Raw genomic sequence first — 17,456 nt, 5'->3', positions numbered from 1 at the left:
CTGCCAAATTCTAACTATTCGTTGGAACTTGGAGGAGCAACTGGAGTAGTTGATTGTTGTTTACGTTGCTCGCGTTTTTTGCGATCGGCTGAGAGGATATCTGCCATCACTACTAGCGCTTGCGCCATTTTGTCTAGGTTAGAACGGTATAACTCCAAATCCTTGTTGAGTTTGTCATCAGAGAGGTGCAAGCCAGCAGCGATCGCTTTTAGCGCCTCAGTGAGTTGCTTTTCGTCTTTGACTAATTCGGGATCTGACTGTTCTAATAACGAAAATACACCAATTGCGAACAAACGGTTGTATTTAAAGTTAGGATTATTGGCGATCGCTTGTAGGGTTGCTTGCAAGTCAGCATCTCTATCTAAGTAAGTAGTTTGGCCCAGCCATCCAATTAAATCTTTAACTGGCAAACCTTTAGCTACAGCTTGCAATCTCTGGGCATCTTGTCGATATTGTTGCGGATCTGTTTCTATAGCCTGACATAAGGCGTTAAAAATTGATTCTTGATCCCGTTCTGGTTGATAGCCTTCCATGAAGCGATCAAAAGTAGTGACGACACCCAAGGCATAAATTGGATTGTAGCTAAAATCGATATTTACTGACAGCAGATGCATTTCCACCATCAATTCTTCTACTACCCGACGATAAATAGTGTTGATCGGACGGGTGTGAAGATTGTAGAAAGTTCGCTTTGTATCAGAGACTGTACGGACGTTATTCACAAAGAAAAAAGAAATGTTAAGGGCGACGTATCTTTATTTTCTCGCTTAAAGGCTACTTTGCCAAGTTGAGCTTTTAGCGGGTAACGGTTTCATTTACAATATATACACATCAAAAGTATTTTATAAGCTGGTAACTACAGGAAATAAGACCTTTTCTCCTAAAAAACTAGCCGAAAATTATTATCCTTAATGATTTATTTATTGTACTTATGAACTTCTCGCCACAGTTAATTGCTTTAGGTGAGTACCTAGCTGGTGAATTTGATAATCGGGAACAAGCCATAGCAGAACCAGTTTGGTATGTCCACCTCCGTCTGTGGCAAAGACCAGTTAATCTGTTCCCAGAAGATAGCATCACCTTATTTGCTGAACAGGCTAACGTTAATACCTTAGATCAACCTTATCGCCAACGAATTATCCGGTTGCGTCAAAGCAGCGACTCTGACGCAACGGTGGAAGTTCAATATTATATGCCTCAAGATCCAGGTGGATTAAAAGGCGCAGGTGATAATCCTGCTCTATTAAACACACTGACATCCGAACAATTAGATTTACTACCAGGTTGTATCCTAACAGTTACTCAGGAGAAACTAGCTGGCGATCGCTATAAGTTTACCGCTACCCCACTTCCAGAGACTCGTTGTAGCTTTACTTATCTTGGCAATAGCATCCATGTTTCTTTAGGTTTTGCAGCTACAGCGACAGAATTTCACAGCTACGACAAAGGAATTGATCCCGCAACTGGAAAAGCAACCTGGGGAGCGATTATGGGGCCTTATCGCTACACCAAGCGAAATCAGTATTTAATAAGATAAAGTTATGAATTAGGAGTTATGAGTTATGAATTTTGAATTAACTCCTCACTCCTCACTCCTCACTCCTCACTCCTAACTGTTTTTTAGCTAGCAATGCTGCGAGGTACACCTTCTAAAGCTTCCTCTTCTGTTTCAAAGATTTCAAAAACAGTATCCATCATCGTCACTTCAAACACGAGTTTGGCTTCTGGATGTACATTACAGATGCGGAAACTGCCCTTGACTTTATCAGCATCACGCATTCCAGCTACCAAAGATGTAAGACCAGAACTATCAATAAAATTTACCTGAGCCAGATTTACAACCACATGGCGACTGAGTTTGGAAATACACTCTTGTAACTTCAGGCGAAATTGCCAAGCAGTGGTGATATCCAGACGGCCTGATGGTGTCAAGACGATAACGGTGTTTCCGTCTTGAGTTGTATAAGTTTTTTGGTCTATATGAATCACTAAAGCCCTCCCCGTGGCATTCCTTTTAAGATTAACTGGTGACAGAATTTTCTAATGCTGTCACTTGAGATTAACAAGCTATAGCTAAATTTGTCACCTTTTTCGGCTAAGTGCTTAACTTTAGTAGTTATAACTCACCAAAATAGTGGAGAATAGGGCATTGGGAATAGGGCATGGGGCATGGGACATAGGGAGATGAGAAAGGTGGGGGAGATGAGGAAGTGAGGGATAAAGAATTAATAACCAATGCCCAATGCCCAATTAATGTGGTGTCCAGTTGATCCAATCTTGAGGTTTAAGGAAGGTTTTATACAACTCGGCTTCGGGGGAATTGGGTTCCGGTTGATAGCCATATTCCCAGCGCACTAAAGGAGGTAGGGACATGAGAATTGATTCGGTGCGTCCATTGGTTTGCAGACCAAAAATAGTACCTCTGTCATAAACCAAGTTAAATTCTACATACCGTCCTCGGCGGTAGAGTTGAAAATTCCGTTGGCGATCGCCATACTCTATCCCATGTCGCCGTTCTACAATTGGTACGTAAGCTGGTAAAAATGCTCTGCCACAGCCTTGTACAAAGCCAAACAAATCTTCCCAATTGCGGGTTGCTGGTGTTCCTACCTGGTTGCTATAAATGGCAGCTTCCCCATTGGGATTTGGACCGCGGTATAAAGCACCTTGGCCATCTTGGTAATCAAAAAATAGACCACCGACACCCCGTGTCTCATCACGATGCTTGAGATAGAAATATTCATCACACCAGCGCTTAAACACCGGGTAATACTCTGGGTGGTGTTGGTCGCAAGCTTGCTTTAATGTTTTGTGTAAATGTGCCGCATCTTCAGCAAAGGGGTAATAAGGTGTCAAGTCTAGACCGCCACCAAACCACCACACTGGCCCCGCTTCAAAGTAACGATAATTGAGATGAACTGTGGGCACATAAGGATTGCGAGGATGTAATACCATTGAAGTCCCTGTGGCATAAAAGCCATGCCCTGCGGCTTCTGGGCGTTGGGTTAAAATTGAAGGTGGCAAATGGGAACCCTGAACTTCAGAAAAGTTTACACCGGCTTGTTCAAATATTGCACCATCTCGCAGTACGCGCGATCGCCCTCCCCCTCCTTCTGGGCGTTCCCAACTATCTTCATTAAATTTAGCCACACCATCTAGTTTCGCTAATGATTCGGTAATTTCGTCTTGCAGTTGTTTCATAAACCGACTGACCCTAGTCTGGGCATCAGGTGCTGGCAAAGACTTTGATGATTCTGCTTCTACAGTTGGTGTTTGCGAGTTGGTCAACATAGATTCCCGAACCTAAATTACAATTTCCAGAAAGCCACAAATTTTTCATTTTAAAATTTGGGGGAAACAAGCGCCAACAATCTAGCTTTATTTGCCCAACCCGCTTTTTTCTTCTTGGGTTAAGCATTTATCCGATTGATGGCCATCACTAGAGTTATTTTCCCTCAAATGCGTATAGGCTTGTATATTGAATTAGTTTTGTTTGAAATTCTTAATTGGAATATTCTGGTATAAAGACTAAATTTTAGTCTTCAGCTTGAAGTATCAAAGATTTGACTGGTCTACTCAAAACTTTTTTGCCATATTGCTGATGTCGGCTGTTTAGGTCTGTATCGAATCGAGGCTTGCTATGTTTAGGACATTTTTGAGAAAGTTTTAATTTAGCAATTGCTCGTAGTTGCACACCATACCAGATTTCCCAGAAAGTATCTAGGGAGGAGGATTAGGAAAATGCAAGGTTGGTTATCCAAATTCATCCACCGCAAACGTCGTCGGTTTTGCGCTTCTCTGGTGTGGACATATCGAGAGATTAGTTCTGCTTCTGTAGATGAACTGTGGCAAAAAGTGGTTGACTTAACAGATGTTTCTTGGCATCCACAACTTAAGAGTACTAATGTTCCCCACGGATTAGTACCCAAACCAGGATTAATTTTTCAAGCTGTAACACGCTTTTCGCCGATTCCCATCAGAATTTTTGTGGAACGCGTCAATCCCAGAGAGATGCTGAGTATCCGAGTGATGGCGATTCCTGGAATAGAGGAACGAGTAACTTACCAAGTAGAGTCAACGGTTTGTGGTACTTGTTTATCTTATTCTGTAACGTTACGGGGTTGGTTATCACCCCTGATTTGGTCTTTATCCCGTCCTTATGCAGACAGAGTTGCACGATCTTTAGTCGAGGCAGTAGAAAAGACGGCATTACCAGCGGTATCTGGTAATAAAAAATCCCTTAATGACAGTTGTTTTGATTTTTAGGTAGTGAGGATTGGGGAAGAAGCAAGGGAGCAGAGGAGCAGGGGGCAGGGAGATGAGGGGACAAGAGGACAAGGAGATAAACAAAACTCCTAACTCTTAACTCTTAACTCCTAACTCCTAACTCAGCACGGGCTAAACCTTAGTTTTCCGCTAACAGCACGGGCTAAACGCCCTGCTTCCGCTAACAGCACTCAGCACTCCCAATGCCTAATGCCCAAAGAAAGTTAAGATTCTATTAGGTAATAATGCAATTTGCTAAGTTTTATCACGGCAGTAACAGTGATAACACTAAGCTGACCTTACTTAAGAAGGCATCTAGTTAATAGCTAAGATGTTCCCCACAAGTGTATTTATTCTTTTTGAATTTTGAATTTTTATGTACGATGTCCTCGATTCCCGCTCTGTCTTAGAAATTTTGCGACCAGTGGAAGACCCAGAACTCCGCAAAAGTCTGGTAGAACTGAATATGATTCGCAACGTAAAAATTGACGGTGGTAAGGTTAGTTTCACTTTAGTGTTAACCACCCCTGCCTGTCCTTTACGTGAATTTATTGTCGAAGACTGTCAGAAAGCTGTCAAAAAACTCCCAGGCGTGACAGATGTCAGCATAGAAGTGACGGCAGAAACACCGCAACAAAAAAGTTTACCTGACCGCACTGGCATTTCTGGAGTCAAAAATATCATTGCTGTATCCAGCGGTAAAGGTGGCGTTGGTAAAAGTACCGTGGCGGTAAATGTTGCAGTGGCTCTAGCCCAAACTGGGGCGAAAGTCGGCTTGCTAGATGCTGATATTTACGGGCCCAATGACCCAACCATGCTGGGTTTGTCTGATGCTCAAATTACTGTGCGTTCTACTGAAACAGGTGAAATCCTGGAACCTGCTTTTAATCACGGCGTCAAATTAGTTTCAATGGGCTTTTTGATTGACCGAGATCAACCAGTAATTTGGCGGGGGCCTATGCTCAATGGTGTAATTCGCCAGTTTCTCTATCAAGTGCAGTGGGGAGAACTGGATTATTTGATTGTAGATATGCCACCGGGAACCGGAGATGCTCAGTTAACTTTAACACAAGCAGTGCCGATGGCAGGAGCAGTAATTGTCACCACACCGCAAAACGTAGCTCTGTTAGATTCTCGCAAGGGATTGCGGATGTTCCAGCAAATGAATGTTCCGGTATTGGGGATCGTGGAAAATATGAGCTATTTTATCCCCCCCGATCGACCAGATAAGCAATATGACATCTTTGGTTCCGGTGGTGGCTCCAAAACAGCTGCGGAATTGGGAGTGCCACTCTTGGGGTGCGTGCCGCTAGAGATTTCTACGCGAGTTGGTGGTGATAGCGGTGTACCGATAGTTGTTGGCGACCCAGATTCAGCTTCAGCAAAAGCATTAATAGCGATCGCTCTTACCATTGCTGGTAAAGTATCAGTTGCTGCTCTGACATAATTATAAATTTTATATTTCTATCTACTTCCTGGGCTATAGCTTGGGAATACTAGAAATTGGGTGTTAGGGATTAGAGAAGTTGGGGAAGAATAAATATTGATTATTGACCAATTCCCAAACCCCAATCCCCAACAATTAAAGCTAAAGTCTAAACTGGCACAATGTTGTTAAAACGATCGCTCCCCAAAATTCGCTGGAAGTCTTGGGTTAAGCCCTGGCAGCATGTAGATTGGCTACTTTTTTGTTTGCCGATTGCTGTTAGTATTTTTGGCGGCCTGATGATTCTCAGTACGGAACTGAAGCAGCCAGTAACTGACTGGTGGTGGCACTGGATGGTAGCGGGTATCGGCGTGCTTATAGCCCTATTTTTATCTCGCATCCGTTACGAACTCTTGATGCAGTGGCACTGGGTAACATACACACTGACGAACTTCAGTTTAATTGCCGTGATGATTGCTGGTACTAGCGCCAAAGGGGCGCAACGGTGGATTAGTATCGCCGGTTTTAATGTGCAACCCTCAGAATTTGCCAAAGTCGGCATGATTATCACATTAGCAGCTTTGCTACACAGGCGGACTGCTTCTAGTCTCGAAGGTGTTTTCCGCGTTTTGGCAATCACCGCTATACCTTGGGGACTAGTATTTTTACAGCCAGATTTAGCAACATCACTGGTATTTGGTGCGATCGTCTTAGGAATGCTTTACTGGGCAAATGCTAACCCAGGCTGGTTAATTCTGATGATTTCTCCGGTGGTTGCCGCCATTTTGTTTAGTATCTCTTGGCCTTTAACAGAGCCGATAGTTTTATTCAAAGAACTATCTTTTGGCCCATTAGGATTAATTTGGTCAGTTGCAATGGCTATTGTGGGCTGGCAAACTCTTCCCTGGCGTCGATTTGGTTTGGGTGCTATCGGTGCGTGGACTCTCAATATACTGGGTGGCGAATTAGGAGTCTTCGCCTGGAACCATGTTTTGAAAGAGTATCAAAAAGACCGACTAACTGTATTCATGAATCCCGATCACGATCCACTCGGTGCTGGATATCACTTAATCCAATCTCGCATTGCTATTGGTGCTGGTGAAATCTGGGGATGGGGTCTGTTCAAGGGGCCCATGACACAACTGAATTTTGTACCAGAACAGCATACAGACTTTATTTTCTCCGCAGTAGGGGAAGAATTTGGTTTTGTCGGTTGTTTGTTAGTACTGTTTGTCTTCTGCTTAATTTGCTTCCGTCTACTGCATATTGCCCAAACCGCAAAAGATAACTTTGGTTCTTTGTTGGCTATTGGTGTTTTGTCCATGATTGTGTTTCAGCTGATTGTCAATATTGGCATGACTGTTGGTTTAGCACCTGTGGCAGGAATTCCCTTACCTTGGATGAGTTATGGGCGTTCTGCGATGCTGACCAACTTCATTTCCTTGGGAATAGTAGAATCGGTAGCAAATTTTCGACAAAGACAGAAGTATTATTGATTCGTCATTAGTCATTTGTCCTTTGTCCTTCGCTAATGACAAATGACTATTAACAAGTATTAAGCTATTAAAAGGAAACAAACGAGGCTAAAAAAATGATTCTGCCTGGAGCAACTGTTCGTATTAAGAATCCCGCAGATACCTATTATCGCTACGAAGGACTCGTGCAACGGGTGAGTGATGGCAAAGTAGCCGTATTATTTGAAGGTGGTAACTGGGATAAATTAGTTACCTTTCGTTTGAGCGAATTGGAACTCGTAGAAACTACCGCCGGACGTAAAAAAGCCAAATAAGATTAGTCATTAGTCATTTGTTCTTTGTCAATTGGCAAAAACTAATGACTAATGACGAATGACTAATGACTAAATTACTATGCGCCTCCCCCTACCACAGTTTGCCACTGGCGATCGCCATCCGAACCACATTGCGGAGGTGATTGAAACTACTAGTACTGAATTTTTAGCTCAGTGTTTAGAGCCAGAAGATTTAAGCTTTCCCTCCATGCCACCCTTTGGTAGTTGGGTCTGTTCTGTAGATGAGGAATCTGGCAATCAAATTTATGCTGTAGTGTATTATGCCACAACTATGCCCATAGATTCCGTACACAGAGCGAGAGCATTAGGGTTGTCCTTGCAAGACTTACGGGAAGAACAACCCCAAATATTTGCCATGCTCCGCACAGAATTCCGGGCTGCGATCGTCGGATTTGAACTATCTTCGCAAAATCAAAGTTATAACCAAAGAGTATATCAGTATCTTCCACCCCGTCCCCCGCAAATTCATCAAGCTGTTTATCGATGTGAACCAGAAGCTATCATTAAATTTACTGAAGAACTAGATTTTTTACGGACACTGCTGTGTATAAATGGTGCGCCAATCGAGTCTTTAGCCGCAGCTGCCATTCGAGATGTATACCAGTTACGCAAAGCTGACCGACAATGGCTAATTAAAGCTGGACGTAGTTTAAGTGTGCTACTTAAAGACGACTACGATCGCTTACGATTCATTTTGAGTCAAATCCACCCGTAGGTAGTTAATTCTTAAATAATTGCCTAGTTAGTGTAAATTAAGAAGATTTTTGATTTTTTGTCAGGTGGCTTCCCTATTTATTCATATTGATCGGGCGATCGCCTCCAAGGTAATCGCTGTTTTACCATAGCCCCTTCAATTCCTATATATGGAACTAATATCACAAGTTCTTGTTCTGGAACCAACTTCCCAAGTTCTTGGCAAAGAACCAATTGTTCCCTTTGCTATTTTGCTGGTGGTCATCTTAGTTATACCCATCATGTTTGAGCGGCTAAGATTACCAGGATTAGTGGGTTTGGTTTTCTCAGGGCTAGTACTTGGGCCCTCAGGTTGGAATCTTTTTCAGTCTGACTCACCCATGATTAACCTACTATCAGACATTGGGTTAATTTATTTGCTATTTGTCGCTGGGCTAGAAATTGATTTAGAACAGTTTCGCCGGAAAAAAAGTCGTGCTTTTGGGTTTGCTAGCTTTACTTTCAGTGTACCCCTACTCATGGGAACCTTAGTAGGGCTGATTTTCGGCTATGGGTGGAATACTTCAATCTTAATTGGCTCTTTATTTGCTTCCTATACCCTTTTGGCATACCCCATAATCAGCCGTTTGGGAGTAATGAACAACGAAGCTGTTACTGTCACCATTGGAGCTACGATTTTTACAAACATTGGTGCAGTACTAATATTAGCCATTTGTGTAGCTGTCTCTCATACTGAAGCATTCAGCTTTGCGAAACTACTCACTTTGTCTGGTTGGTTAATTATTTACTCTGTGGCCGTTGTGACAGGCTTTGATTGGGCAGGCAAAGAATTTTTCAAACGGTCTGGAGACGATGAAGGAAACAAGTTTTTATTTGTGTTGCTTTCTGTGTTTCTGGCAGCTGTGGGCGCTCAATTGATTGGGGTAGAAAAAATTGTTGGTGCTTTTTTAGCGGGTTTGGCAGTGAATGAAGCTGTGGGTGAAGGCCCAGTCAAAGAAAAGGTGGTATTTATTGGCAGTGTGCTGTTCATTCCTATTTTCTTTGTTGACCTTGGCTTACTGATCGATTTACCCGCCTTTGTGAATAATCTGAACACGCTCAAATTAACGCTGTCGATCGTAGTTGGTTTGATTATCGGTAAATTGATCGCAGCTTTGTTGACAAAACTGGTTTACCGCTATAAATGGCAAGAAATGCTAACGATGTGGTCGCTGTCACTACCCCAGGTTGGTACAACGTTAGCAGCAACTTTAGTGGGATATCAGTCTGGGTTGCTGCCAGTAGAAATATTACATAGTGTGATTGTTTTAATGGTGGTCACATCAACCTTGGGGCCGTTGATAACTAGTCGAATAGCTGTGAGTTTGAATTCCCCACCAGATGAAGATCCAGCACCACCCCTAGCTGAGGAGAATGCATCAAAAACAGACAATGCTTTTACTATAGTCGTACCTATATATAATCCTCAGACCCAGCAGTATTTGATTGAAATGGCAGCGTTATTAGCACGTCAGTCTCATGGCAAAATTATACCCCTGGCGATCGCTACTGCTGCTGCTCACATGGATGCACCCCAGTTAGAAGCGTCTCTACAACGGAGTGAGTGGTTATTGAATAAAGCCACGACACAAAGTCGAACCTTGGGCGTAGCCGCAGAACCAATGCTGCGAATCGATGATGCTTTTGCTCAAGGAATTAGCAGAGCGGCTCGCGAACAAAAGGCTAATTTAATTGTTATGGGTTGGGGTAAACGGACTGGGTTACGAGCGCGTTTATTTGGGAATGTGATTGATGGTGTGCTTTGGGCATCTCATTGTCCAGTAGCAGTGACACGTCTAGTAGAATCACCGAAAAAAATTCAGCGGATCTTAGTACCAATAGAAAACTTAACAGCACCAACATTACAACCCGTACAATTTGCCCAGCTGCTAGCACAGGCAAATCAGAGCCACATTACTGTGCTGAATGTGTGCGATCGCCGTACTAGTTCTAGTAAAATTGCTTGGAGGCGATCGCATCTCTCCTTATTGGTATCTAAATTGGCTTTAGCCAATGCCCCAGAAATTCAAATCATCGCTCACGAAAATGTTGCCCAAGCGATTTTACAGGCAGCAAGATTATATGATTTAGTAGTTTTACCTTTTATACGTAATCGTACCAGTCCTGGAGGGTTAGCCATTAGCGATGTCACAACCCAGTTAGCCAGACAACTCACCTGCTCAATTATTATGCTTGGAGAACCGCAACGCACTCAAAGCACAAATTTAATTATGTCTACCACGGCTAGCAGCATTACATCTGCTGTATGATGTAAAGCAGAATACAGTTCAAGTAAGTAAACCTGGGCTGCATTAGAATAGTCCGCCGGAGGCATCAAATTTTCGAAAATATTGCTAATAAATGAATAAGCTGTAGGGATTTACATCTGTATTATTTGGATATATTTGTAGCGCGAGTGTCAACGCCATCTCGACTAATTTTTTGTATCCAATTAAAAACTTGATAACCGTAAAAATACTTTATATTTTTGAAGATTTGATAAAGTTCGGCTGAACAACAAACAACTTTTAAACAATTTCTGTTATTTTGCTAATTAAATTCTTAAGAAAACAGGTAAAAATATAACAAAACTACAACTGTGAAAAAATAGGTAAGTTCAACAACAATTTTTGATTGAGCCTTGTTATTTTTTTTTGTTTTGTATTTTTGTGCCCAAGGTGGGTAATCTAAAAGTAAGTGCAATAGCTACTGAAAATATTTGTAAGTAACTGGGAAACTATGAGAATTTTGGTGACGGGCGGTGCTGGGTTTATTGGTTCCCATCTCATCGACCGACTAATGGCTGCTGGGCATGAAATAATATGCTTGGATAATTTTTACACTGGTCATAAACGCAACATTTTGAAATGGTTAGACCATCCGTACTTTGAATTGATCCGTCACGATATTACCGAACCAATTCGGTTAGAAGTCGATCAAATTTATCATTTAGCTTGTCCTGCTTCACCAGTACATTACCAGTACAACCCAGTTAAAACCGTTAAAACCAACGTGATGGGAACACTGAATATGTTGGGGCTAGCTAAACGTGTGAAAGCGAGGTTTTTCTTAGCTTCCACTAGTGAAGTATACGGAGATCCAGAAATTCATCCCCAAACTGAAGAGTATAGAGGTAGCGTCAATCCCATTGGAATACGTTCGTGCTATGACGAAGGTAAAAGAATTGCTGAGACTCTAGCATTTGATTACTACAGGCAAAATAAAGTTGATATTCGAGTTGTGCGGATATTCAACACCTACGGACCGAGAATGTTAGAAAATGATGGTCGGGTGGTGAGCAACTTTATAGTTCAAGCCTTGCAGGGTAATCCTTTAACCGTGTACGGTGATGGTTCGCAAACTCGTAGTTTCTGCTACGTTTCCGATTTGGTAGAAGGATTCATCCGCCTAATGAATAGCGACTACATTGGCCCAGTCAATCTGGGTAATCCTGGTGAATACACGATTTTACAATTGGCACAAACTGTGCAAAATATGATCAATCCAGACGCGCAGATTAAATTCGAGGCACTACCTTCGGACGATCCCCGACGTCGCCAGCCTGATATCACAAAGGCAAAAACTTGGTTAAATTGGGAACCTACCATTCCTCTACAAGAGGGTTTAAAACTAACAATAGAAGATTTTCGCGATCGCATTCAAAGCGATGTCAATAATTCAACCACCTGAGTTACGTCTAGCGTCGCTCTAAATTTTCATGCAGGCTAACCCCATCTGTAGCTAGTATATTTAGTTGCTGATTTTTCCCAAGCGTCTAAGTGTAAAATTGATAATTTGTTTTTGAAGATTAAACCCAAATAAGTGAGGAGTTAAATAAATGCGTGTTTGCGTTATTGGTACTGGTTACGTTGGTTTAGTTACAGGCGCTTGCTTGGCTCATATTGGGCATGATGTAATTTGCGTAGACAACAACGAAGAAAAAGTTAAGTTAATGAAGTCTGGGCAGTCTCCAATTTTTGAGCCGGGACTTTCAGAAATTATGCAGTCTGCCATTCAAACAGAGAAGATTCATTTTACTAGCGATCTTGCTGCTGGAGTTTCCCACGGAGAAATTCTGTTTATTGCTGTGGGAACGCCACCTTTACCCACTGGTGAAAGTGATACTCGTTACGTCGAAGCTGTAGCTCGTGGGATTGGTGAAAATCTCAACGGTGGTTATAAAGTCATAGTGAATAAATCTACAGTACCCATTGGCTCAGGTGACTGGGTGCGGATGCTTGTTCTAGATGGTGTTGCAGAGCGGCAGAAAACACTGATACCCGCAGGTGGAGTGCCGAGTGATGAGAAATTACCTGAATTTGTAGCCGAGTTTGATGTAGTCAGCAACCCAGAGTTTTTGCGCGAAGGTTCGGCAGTTCACGACACCTTTAACCCCGATCGCATCGTACTAGGAGGCAATAGCCAAAGAGCAGTAGCTTTAATGCAACAACTGTATGCCCCAATTGTAGAACGCAAGTACGCTGACGATCAATCTTTACCCCCAGTGCCAATTCTGGCAACAGACCTGAGTTCGGCGGAGATGATTAAATACGCTGCTAATGCCTTTTTAGCCACTAAGATTAGTTTTATTAACGAAGTTGCTAATATTTGCGATCGCGTTGGTGCTGATGTCACCCAAGTAGCTAGAGGTATTGGTCTAGATTCCCGCATTGGTAACAAGTTTTTACAAGCTGGTATTGGTTGGGGTGGTTCTTGTTTTCCCAAAGATGTCTCCGCTCTAATTCACACTGCTGATGACTATGGTTATGAAGCCCAGCTACTGAAATCTGCTGTCAGTGTCAACGAACGTCAGCGGTTGATTGCTTTGGAAAAACTCCAACAAGTTCTAAAAATTCTCAAAGGCAAAACAGTCGGACTACTCGGACTGACCTTCAAGCCCGATACCGACGACTTGCGCGACGCCCCAGCACTCAACCTAATTGAGCAGCTAAACCGACTGGGAGCTAAAGTTAAAGCCTATGACCCCATTGTTTCCCAAACAGGTCTACGTCATGGACTTTCTGGTGTGCTAGTAGAAACCGATGCCGAAAGACTCGCTGACGGCTGTGATGCCTTAGTACTTGTCACCGAATGGCAGCAATTCAGCACTCTGGACTATGTGAAAATGGCGAAACTGATGGCCCACCCTGTTATCATCGACGGTCGTAACTTCCTCGACCCCGAAGCAATGATCCGCGCTGGATTCCAGTATGTAGGTGTGGGAAGATAAAAAGTTAAAAGTTAGGAGTTATTAATTACTCCTAACTTTCTTCAAAAACTAAAGATTTAAATTACCGTCTAGAATCATCTAGGCGGTATTTAATTTGTTTAAAGCTTCACTATACTTTAATTTTTTGCCTATAATTTTGGATTAAGGACTATTTGGAATACGTTCAATTTCAGCATATCCACTGAAAATAATTTTTTGACCTTCAGTTTCTAATCGGTTGAGGCGCATTTTTACTCCATCAAGATCAAAACGATCCAAATCGACCATATTATCTAAAATTTCTACCAGTGCTACGCTCAAGGTTTGCGAGATTTCCTGTTGCCCTTCTGGCACTTGGTCAAGTTGAATTTTCGGATCTTTGAAAGAAACTCGCCGCCGTCTTTCAATACCTACAGTTAAAATCATGTTCAGGGGTACGAGTTCGCCATTATTTAAATCTGCTTTTGCTACAAGCTGTAAGCGATTTTCTGGCAATAGCTGTACCTGAACATCTGTAAAGGAGACTGGTTCTCCACCAGATAATTCTGTCAGTGATGGTACGGTGAGGTTAAGCAAGCGCTTTTTCACCAGTTCTGCATTAAAAGCTTGGTTTATCCCTGCTTCTGATAAGATTACTTGAGCGATCGCTTGAGTAGGTTGCTTAAGGCTAAGTTTGCCCTTTAAAACCGAGCCGAAGTCAATCGCCACCGCATCAGTTTCAAACGACATCTCCTCAACCGCGAAATCTCTCCGAATCACCAAGCCACGGCCGCTCATTTTGAAGCTATCAATGCTGCCTTGCAAGAGCTTGCTGGAAGGATAGCAGCGCACAAAGACTTCTACTGACTCGCTCGTGCTAAACAGGTGGCGAATCGTTTGGCTGGCGACTGTGTTGAGCATTCGCTCTCCCCAATCTGTGCCTTTAGGATCTTGTAAACCAGTAAGTCCGCCGAACATGTGGTTTTGGGTCTCTAGAAGTTCTTTGTACTTTTGTAACAAATCATGAAGAATACAGCAAGCGATCCCGTGATTAATTGTGCTAATGGATAGGCATAGAATGGCTGATAATTGATGAACTATGTATTAAATATTACTATGTGACTTAAGTTGAGATAAAGTCGTAGTCTTCATGACAATAGTAATCCTAAGAGAATCAGATTACTGCGGCGTAGTATTTTATACATGGTTAAAATGTATCATTTATACGGTTATAATACATTTTGGATACTCTAGTACTACATAAAGTAAGGCTGAGTCTTCCTGAATCAGCTTCAACCTCATGGTTTCCACACGTATCGCGAGGTCTTACGATCCGCTCAAATACCGCATTAGCAATATTAATTGTGCTAATTATGATATGATTCTGGATTTATTTAATGCATAAAACCAGAATCATATCAAGATATTCACGTTCTTTGGCAATTTTCGTTATAGTTTCTGTGGCGATCGCTCCATAGTTTTTATAATTTTAAATTCATTAATCAAGTTTCTAGAATTCAAAATATATTGATATTGAGTTTATTTTCTTGATGCTGACATCAATTCCTGGATGCCCTGTGGTTCTTCTCCCAGCCAATCTTGATTTTGGGCAGTGCTGTCGAAGATTGATGAAGTTTTGAAAGGCTCAAACTCGCCGCGTGATGACGCTTCTGCCGTTTTTGCTAAGAGCGATCGCACTTGCTGGTCGTTCATTGGCTGGAACGTCCGCACTGCTTCAAAAGCTTGGTCTAAAATCTCCATGCTGTCAATTCCGGTAATCACAACCGATGTGGGCAGATTCAAAGCATAGTGTAAACACTCAATTGGCGTTACAGTATTTGACCGTAAAAGAATACCGTTTGCCAAGCTTTTCATTCCCAAAACGCCGATGTTTTGTTTAACTAGCTCTGGTAAAACCAGCTTTTCAAAGCTTCGGTAGTGGGCATCCATCACACTCAGAGGCATCTGCACTGTATCAAATTTAAACCCGTTAGTGGCTGCAACTTCCAGCATATGCAGATGAACATAGGGGTCTTTATGCCCAGTAAAACCTATATATCGGAGTTTGCCAGCTTTCCGTGCCTCAATCAAGGCAGCATTCGCCCCTTCTTCGTGAAAAACTCGATGCGGATCTTCGTGCCGCAGGATTTCGTGGTGCTGAACGAGATCGATGCAATCAACTTGCAGGCGTTGCAGTGATTCGTCTAGCTGTTTTGCTGCTGATTTTTTAGAGCGACCATCGATTTTCGTCATCAGGAACACTTTGTCTCGATAGCCATGCAAGAGTGCTTTTCCCATGCGAATTTCGCTGACTCCACCGTTGTAATCCCAACTGTTATCCATAAAAGTGATGCCGCGATCGATTGCAGTTCTAACAATTCGGATACCTAGTTCCTCATCAACATGCTTCAAGGCGATGTGCCAACCACCCAATCCGATGGCGGAAACTTTCTCTCCTGTACTGCCGATAACTCGGTATTGCATTTCTGAATTTGACGTAGTTTCTGACATGAGTTTTCCAAGTCTTTCAGCTATTACTTAAGTACATATAGCCATCTGCCAATTCAAACACAAGAGTAAGTTGACAATATCTTGCTAAAGATACACTTTTGAACTCATCAGGAAATTACTGAAGAAGCCAAAATATCGATGGCAATTTGCTATGTTTGAGGTAAAGAATTGAGGGCACAGCATTGCTGTACCCCTAGAACATATTTGGTTCAAATAAATGAAAACTGTTGTACGAAATTAACAATTATTTACCACTATAAAAAAAGGCAATTTCTTTTTCTTTTAGGGGTGCGAAACCAGCATCTACAAGTAATTGGTCGAGTTCTGCTTGGGGAATGTGTTTTGCGCCAATTCGTACAATGCGCGATCGCATAGTATTAGATACACCACTGCGCTGTCTATTAGCTTCTAGGGCCATTACTTTACTATAAAGTTCTAGCTTGGCAGGTGGAATGGGAGAACCATCAAAATCAATTCCCTGTGCGATCGCTTCATCAATCGCATCAGCTCCTGTAGTAGTTTGATTCCCTGGGTTAGTTTCGGTAGGCATAGTGATTTACTCTTCTTCGCTATGGGTAGATTTTACCAGTCTTGCTAACATATCAGTTGAAACAATAGTATTGTTAGTCGAAACAAAGTTTTGGGAATCATTAAAACAACATAATGTTATACACATTTGGAGTTTTGATGAATCCTCATAAGCTGTTACCTACTTTGCCTTCAATTACAACATCTGATAAGTGGTACACTTATTACAAAGCCAACGCTGAGTTTCAATTAGAGATCCCTTGGAAGCGAGGTGCGGAAATCACAGAGGATGAACGAAATGCAATAGGAGATTCTTTAGCAGCTTGGCAGTTGGGTGAGACATCAGATGGATTGCACTTACTGGCTGCTGCTAAAAACTATGCACAGCACATCAAAGATCCCAGATATGTTGACGTAATTGAACTATTCATAAAGGAAGAACAACGTCATGGAGGGGACTTAGGACGGTTTCTTGACCTTGCCCAAATTCCTCGGTTGCAGCATAACTGGGGTGACACGTTGTTTCGGAAAATACGCTATGCAATCCCAACAATGGAGATTTGGACAACTCCCGTCATTATGGTTGAGACTCTAGCGTTGGTTTATTATAAAGCAATTCAAAACGCAACAAATTCCCCAGTTCTAAAACAGTTGTGTCAACAAATATTGAGAGATGAAGTAAAGCATATTCGTTTTCAATACGAGCGTTTGGCAATTATACAAAAAAACCGCCCTGCATGGTTACGGAAGCTCACTTATCTTATACAGCAACTTCTTTACTATGTACCAGTGATTCTGGTCTGGATGGGTCATCATCGCGCACTCAGAGCAGGAGGGCATAGTTTCAAAAGTTACTGGCGGGATGCTTGGGTAAAAATGAATTTTGCATGGGAGCGAATGAAACCAGAAAGATATCAATAAAAGACCTCTAAGATGTTTTACTAAGCAAAACCGTCCCTCTCCGAGTTGGAGAGGGACAGACTTGAACTTTAGTT

Annotated in this window: 16 protein-coding genes; 10 read left to right on the top strand and 6 right to left on the bottom strand. The window is 42.3% G+C overall.

Features of this window, described 5'->3' with window-relative positions; translation table 11 throughout:
- Positions 1–14: 14 nt before the first annotated feature.
- A complete protein-coding gene (psb29, locus tag RM049_RS00220) occupies positions 15–722 on the bottom strand; it encodes a photosystem II biogenesis protein Psp29 (RefSeq protein ID WP_322673263.1) in 708 nt (235 codons plus the stop codon).
- 209 nt (positions 723–931) lie between these two features.
- On the opposite strand from psb29, the gene RM049_RS00215 reads away from it, so the two are divergent.
- Positions 932–1,537 carry a chromophore lyase CpcT/CpeT gene (locus RM049_RS00215; protein ID WP_322702754.1) on the top strand — a complete coding sequence of 202 codons (606 nt, stop codon included), beginning with the start codon at positions 932–934 and terminating at the stop codon, positions 1,535–1,537.
- Between the two features lie 83 nt (positions 1,538–1,620).
- Here the strand turns inward: RM049_RS00215 and RM049_RS00210 are convergent, their stop codons facing one another.
- On the bottom strand, positions 1,621–1,989 hold the full coding sequence (locus RM049_RS00210) for an STAS domain-containing protein (RefSeq protein ID WP_094351701.1): 369 nt from the start codon (positions 1,987–1,989) through the stop codon (positions 1,621–1,623).
- Between the two features lie 261 nt (positions 1,990–2,250).
- The gene (gene hemF / locus RM049_RS00205) at positions 2,251–3,291 is read right to left on the bottom strand and encodes an oxygen-dependent coproporphyrinogen oxidase (protein ID WP_322702753.1); all 1,041 of its coding nucleotides are present in this window, start codon (positions 3,289–3,291) and stop codon (positions 2,251–2,253) included.
- 450 nt (positions 3,292–3,741) lie between these two features.
- Between hemF and RM049_RS00200 the strand changes: the two genes are divergently transcribed.
- From RM049_RS00200 to RM049_RS00165, 8 genes are all read left to right on the top strand, one after another.
- Positions 3,742–4,266, top strand: coding sequence for an SRPBCC family protein (locus tag RM049_RS00200; protein WP_322673260.1), 525 nt, complete (start codon positions 3,742–3,744; stop codon positions 4,264–4,266).
- A 376-nt stretch (positions 4,267–4,642) separates the two neighbouring features.
- Positions 4,643–5,713, top strand: a complete 1,071-nt coding sequence (locus tag RM049_RS00195; protein WP_322685435.1) for an Mrp/NBP35 family ATP-binding protein — start codon at positions 4,643–4,645, stop codon at positions 5,711–5,713.
- 161 nt (positions 5,714–5,874) lie between these two features.
- Positions 5,875–7,188, top strand: a complete 1,314-nt coding sequence (gene rodA / locus RM049_RS00190) for a rod shape-determining protein RodA (RefSeq protein ID WP_322702752.1) — start codon at positions 5,875–5,877, stop codon at positions 7,186–7,188.
- Positions 7,189–7,283: 95 nt separating this feature from the next.
- Entirely contained in the window at positions 7,284–7,481 is a 198-nt protein-coding gene (locus tag RM049_RS00185; protein ID WP_322673257.1) for an NAD(P)H dehydrogenase subunit NdhS, read from the top strand.
- 79 nt (positions 7,482–7,560) lie between these two features.
- Positions 7,561–8,217 (top strand): HAS-barrel domain-containing protein, encoded by a 657-nt coding sequence (locus tag RM049_RS00180; protein WP_094351696.1) that lies wholly within the window; start codon positions 7,561–7,563, stop codon positions 8,215–8,217.
- Between the two features lie 148 nt (positions 8,218–8,365).
- Complete coding sequence (locus RM049_RS00175; protein ID WP_322702751.1) at positions 8,366–10,504, top strand: cation:proton antiporter; 2,139 nt, start codon at positions 8,366–8,368, stop codon at positions 10,502–10,504.
- Positions 10,505–10,973: 469 nt separating this feature from the next.
- Positions 10,974–11,924 carry a UDP-glucuronic acid decarboxylase family protein gene (locus tag RM049_RS00170; RefSeq protein ID WP_322689629.1) on the top strand — a complete coding sequence of 317 codons (951 nt, stop codon included), beginning with the start codon at positions 10,974–10,976 and terminating at the stop codon, positions 11,922–11,924.
- Positions 11,925–12,072: 148 nt separating this feature from the next.
- Positions 12,073–13,464, top strand: coding sequence for a UDP-glucose/GDP-mannose dehydrogenase family protein (locus tag RM049_RS00165; protein ID WP_322673254.1), 1,392 nt, complete (start codon positions 12,073–12,075; stop codon positions 13,462–13,464).
- Positions 13,465–13,605: 141 nt separating this feature from the next.
- On the opposite strand, the gene RM049_RS00160 is transcribed toward RM049_RS00165, so the two are convergent.
- The 3 genes from RM049_RS00160 to RM049_RS00150 all read right to left on the bottom strand — a co-directional run bounded on the left by RM049_RS00160 (position 13,606) and on the right by RM049_RS00150 (position 16,483).
- The gene (locus RM049_RS00160; RefSeq protein WP_322702750.1) at positions 13,606–14,400 is read right to left on the bottom strand and encodes a DUF2993 domain-containing protein; all 795 of its coding nucleotides are present in this window, start codon (positions 14,398–14,400) and stop codon (positions 13,606–13,608) included.
- A 561-nt stretch (positions 14,401–14,961) separates the two neighbouring features.
- A complete protein-coding gene (locus RM049_RS00155) occupies positions 14,962–15,933 on the bottom strand; it encodes an aldo/keto reductase (protein WP_322702749.1) in 972 nt (323 codons plus the stop codon).
- A 244-nt stretch (positions 15,934–16,177) separates the two neighbouring features.
- On the bottom strand, positions 16,178–16,483 hold the full coding sequence (locus RM049_RS00150) for a DUF4090 family protein (RefSeq protein WP_322685429.1): 306 nt from the start codon (positions 16,481–16,483) through the stop codon (positions 16,178–16,180).
- 113 nt (positions 16,484–16,596) lie between these two features.
- On the opposite strand from RM049_RS00150, the gene RM049_RS00145 reads away from it, so the two are divergent.
- On the top strand, positions 16,597–17,382 hold the full coding sequence (locus RM049_RS00145) for a ferritin-like domain-containing protein (protein ID WP_322702748.1): 786 nt from the start codon (positions 16,597–16,599) through the stop codon (positions 17,380–17,382).
- The last annotated feature ends 74 nt before the right edge of the window (positions 17,383–17,456 follow it).

The organism is Nostoc sp. DedQUE04 (assembly GCF_034530995.1).
Taxonomy (GTDB): Bacteria; Cyanobacteriota; Cyanobacteriia; order Cyanobacteriales; family Nostocaceae; genus Nostoc.
This window is presented reverse-complemented; position numbering and strand designations above follow the sequence as displayed.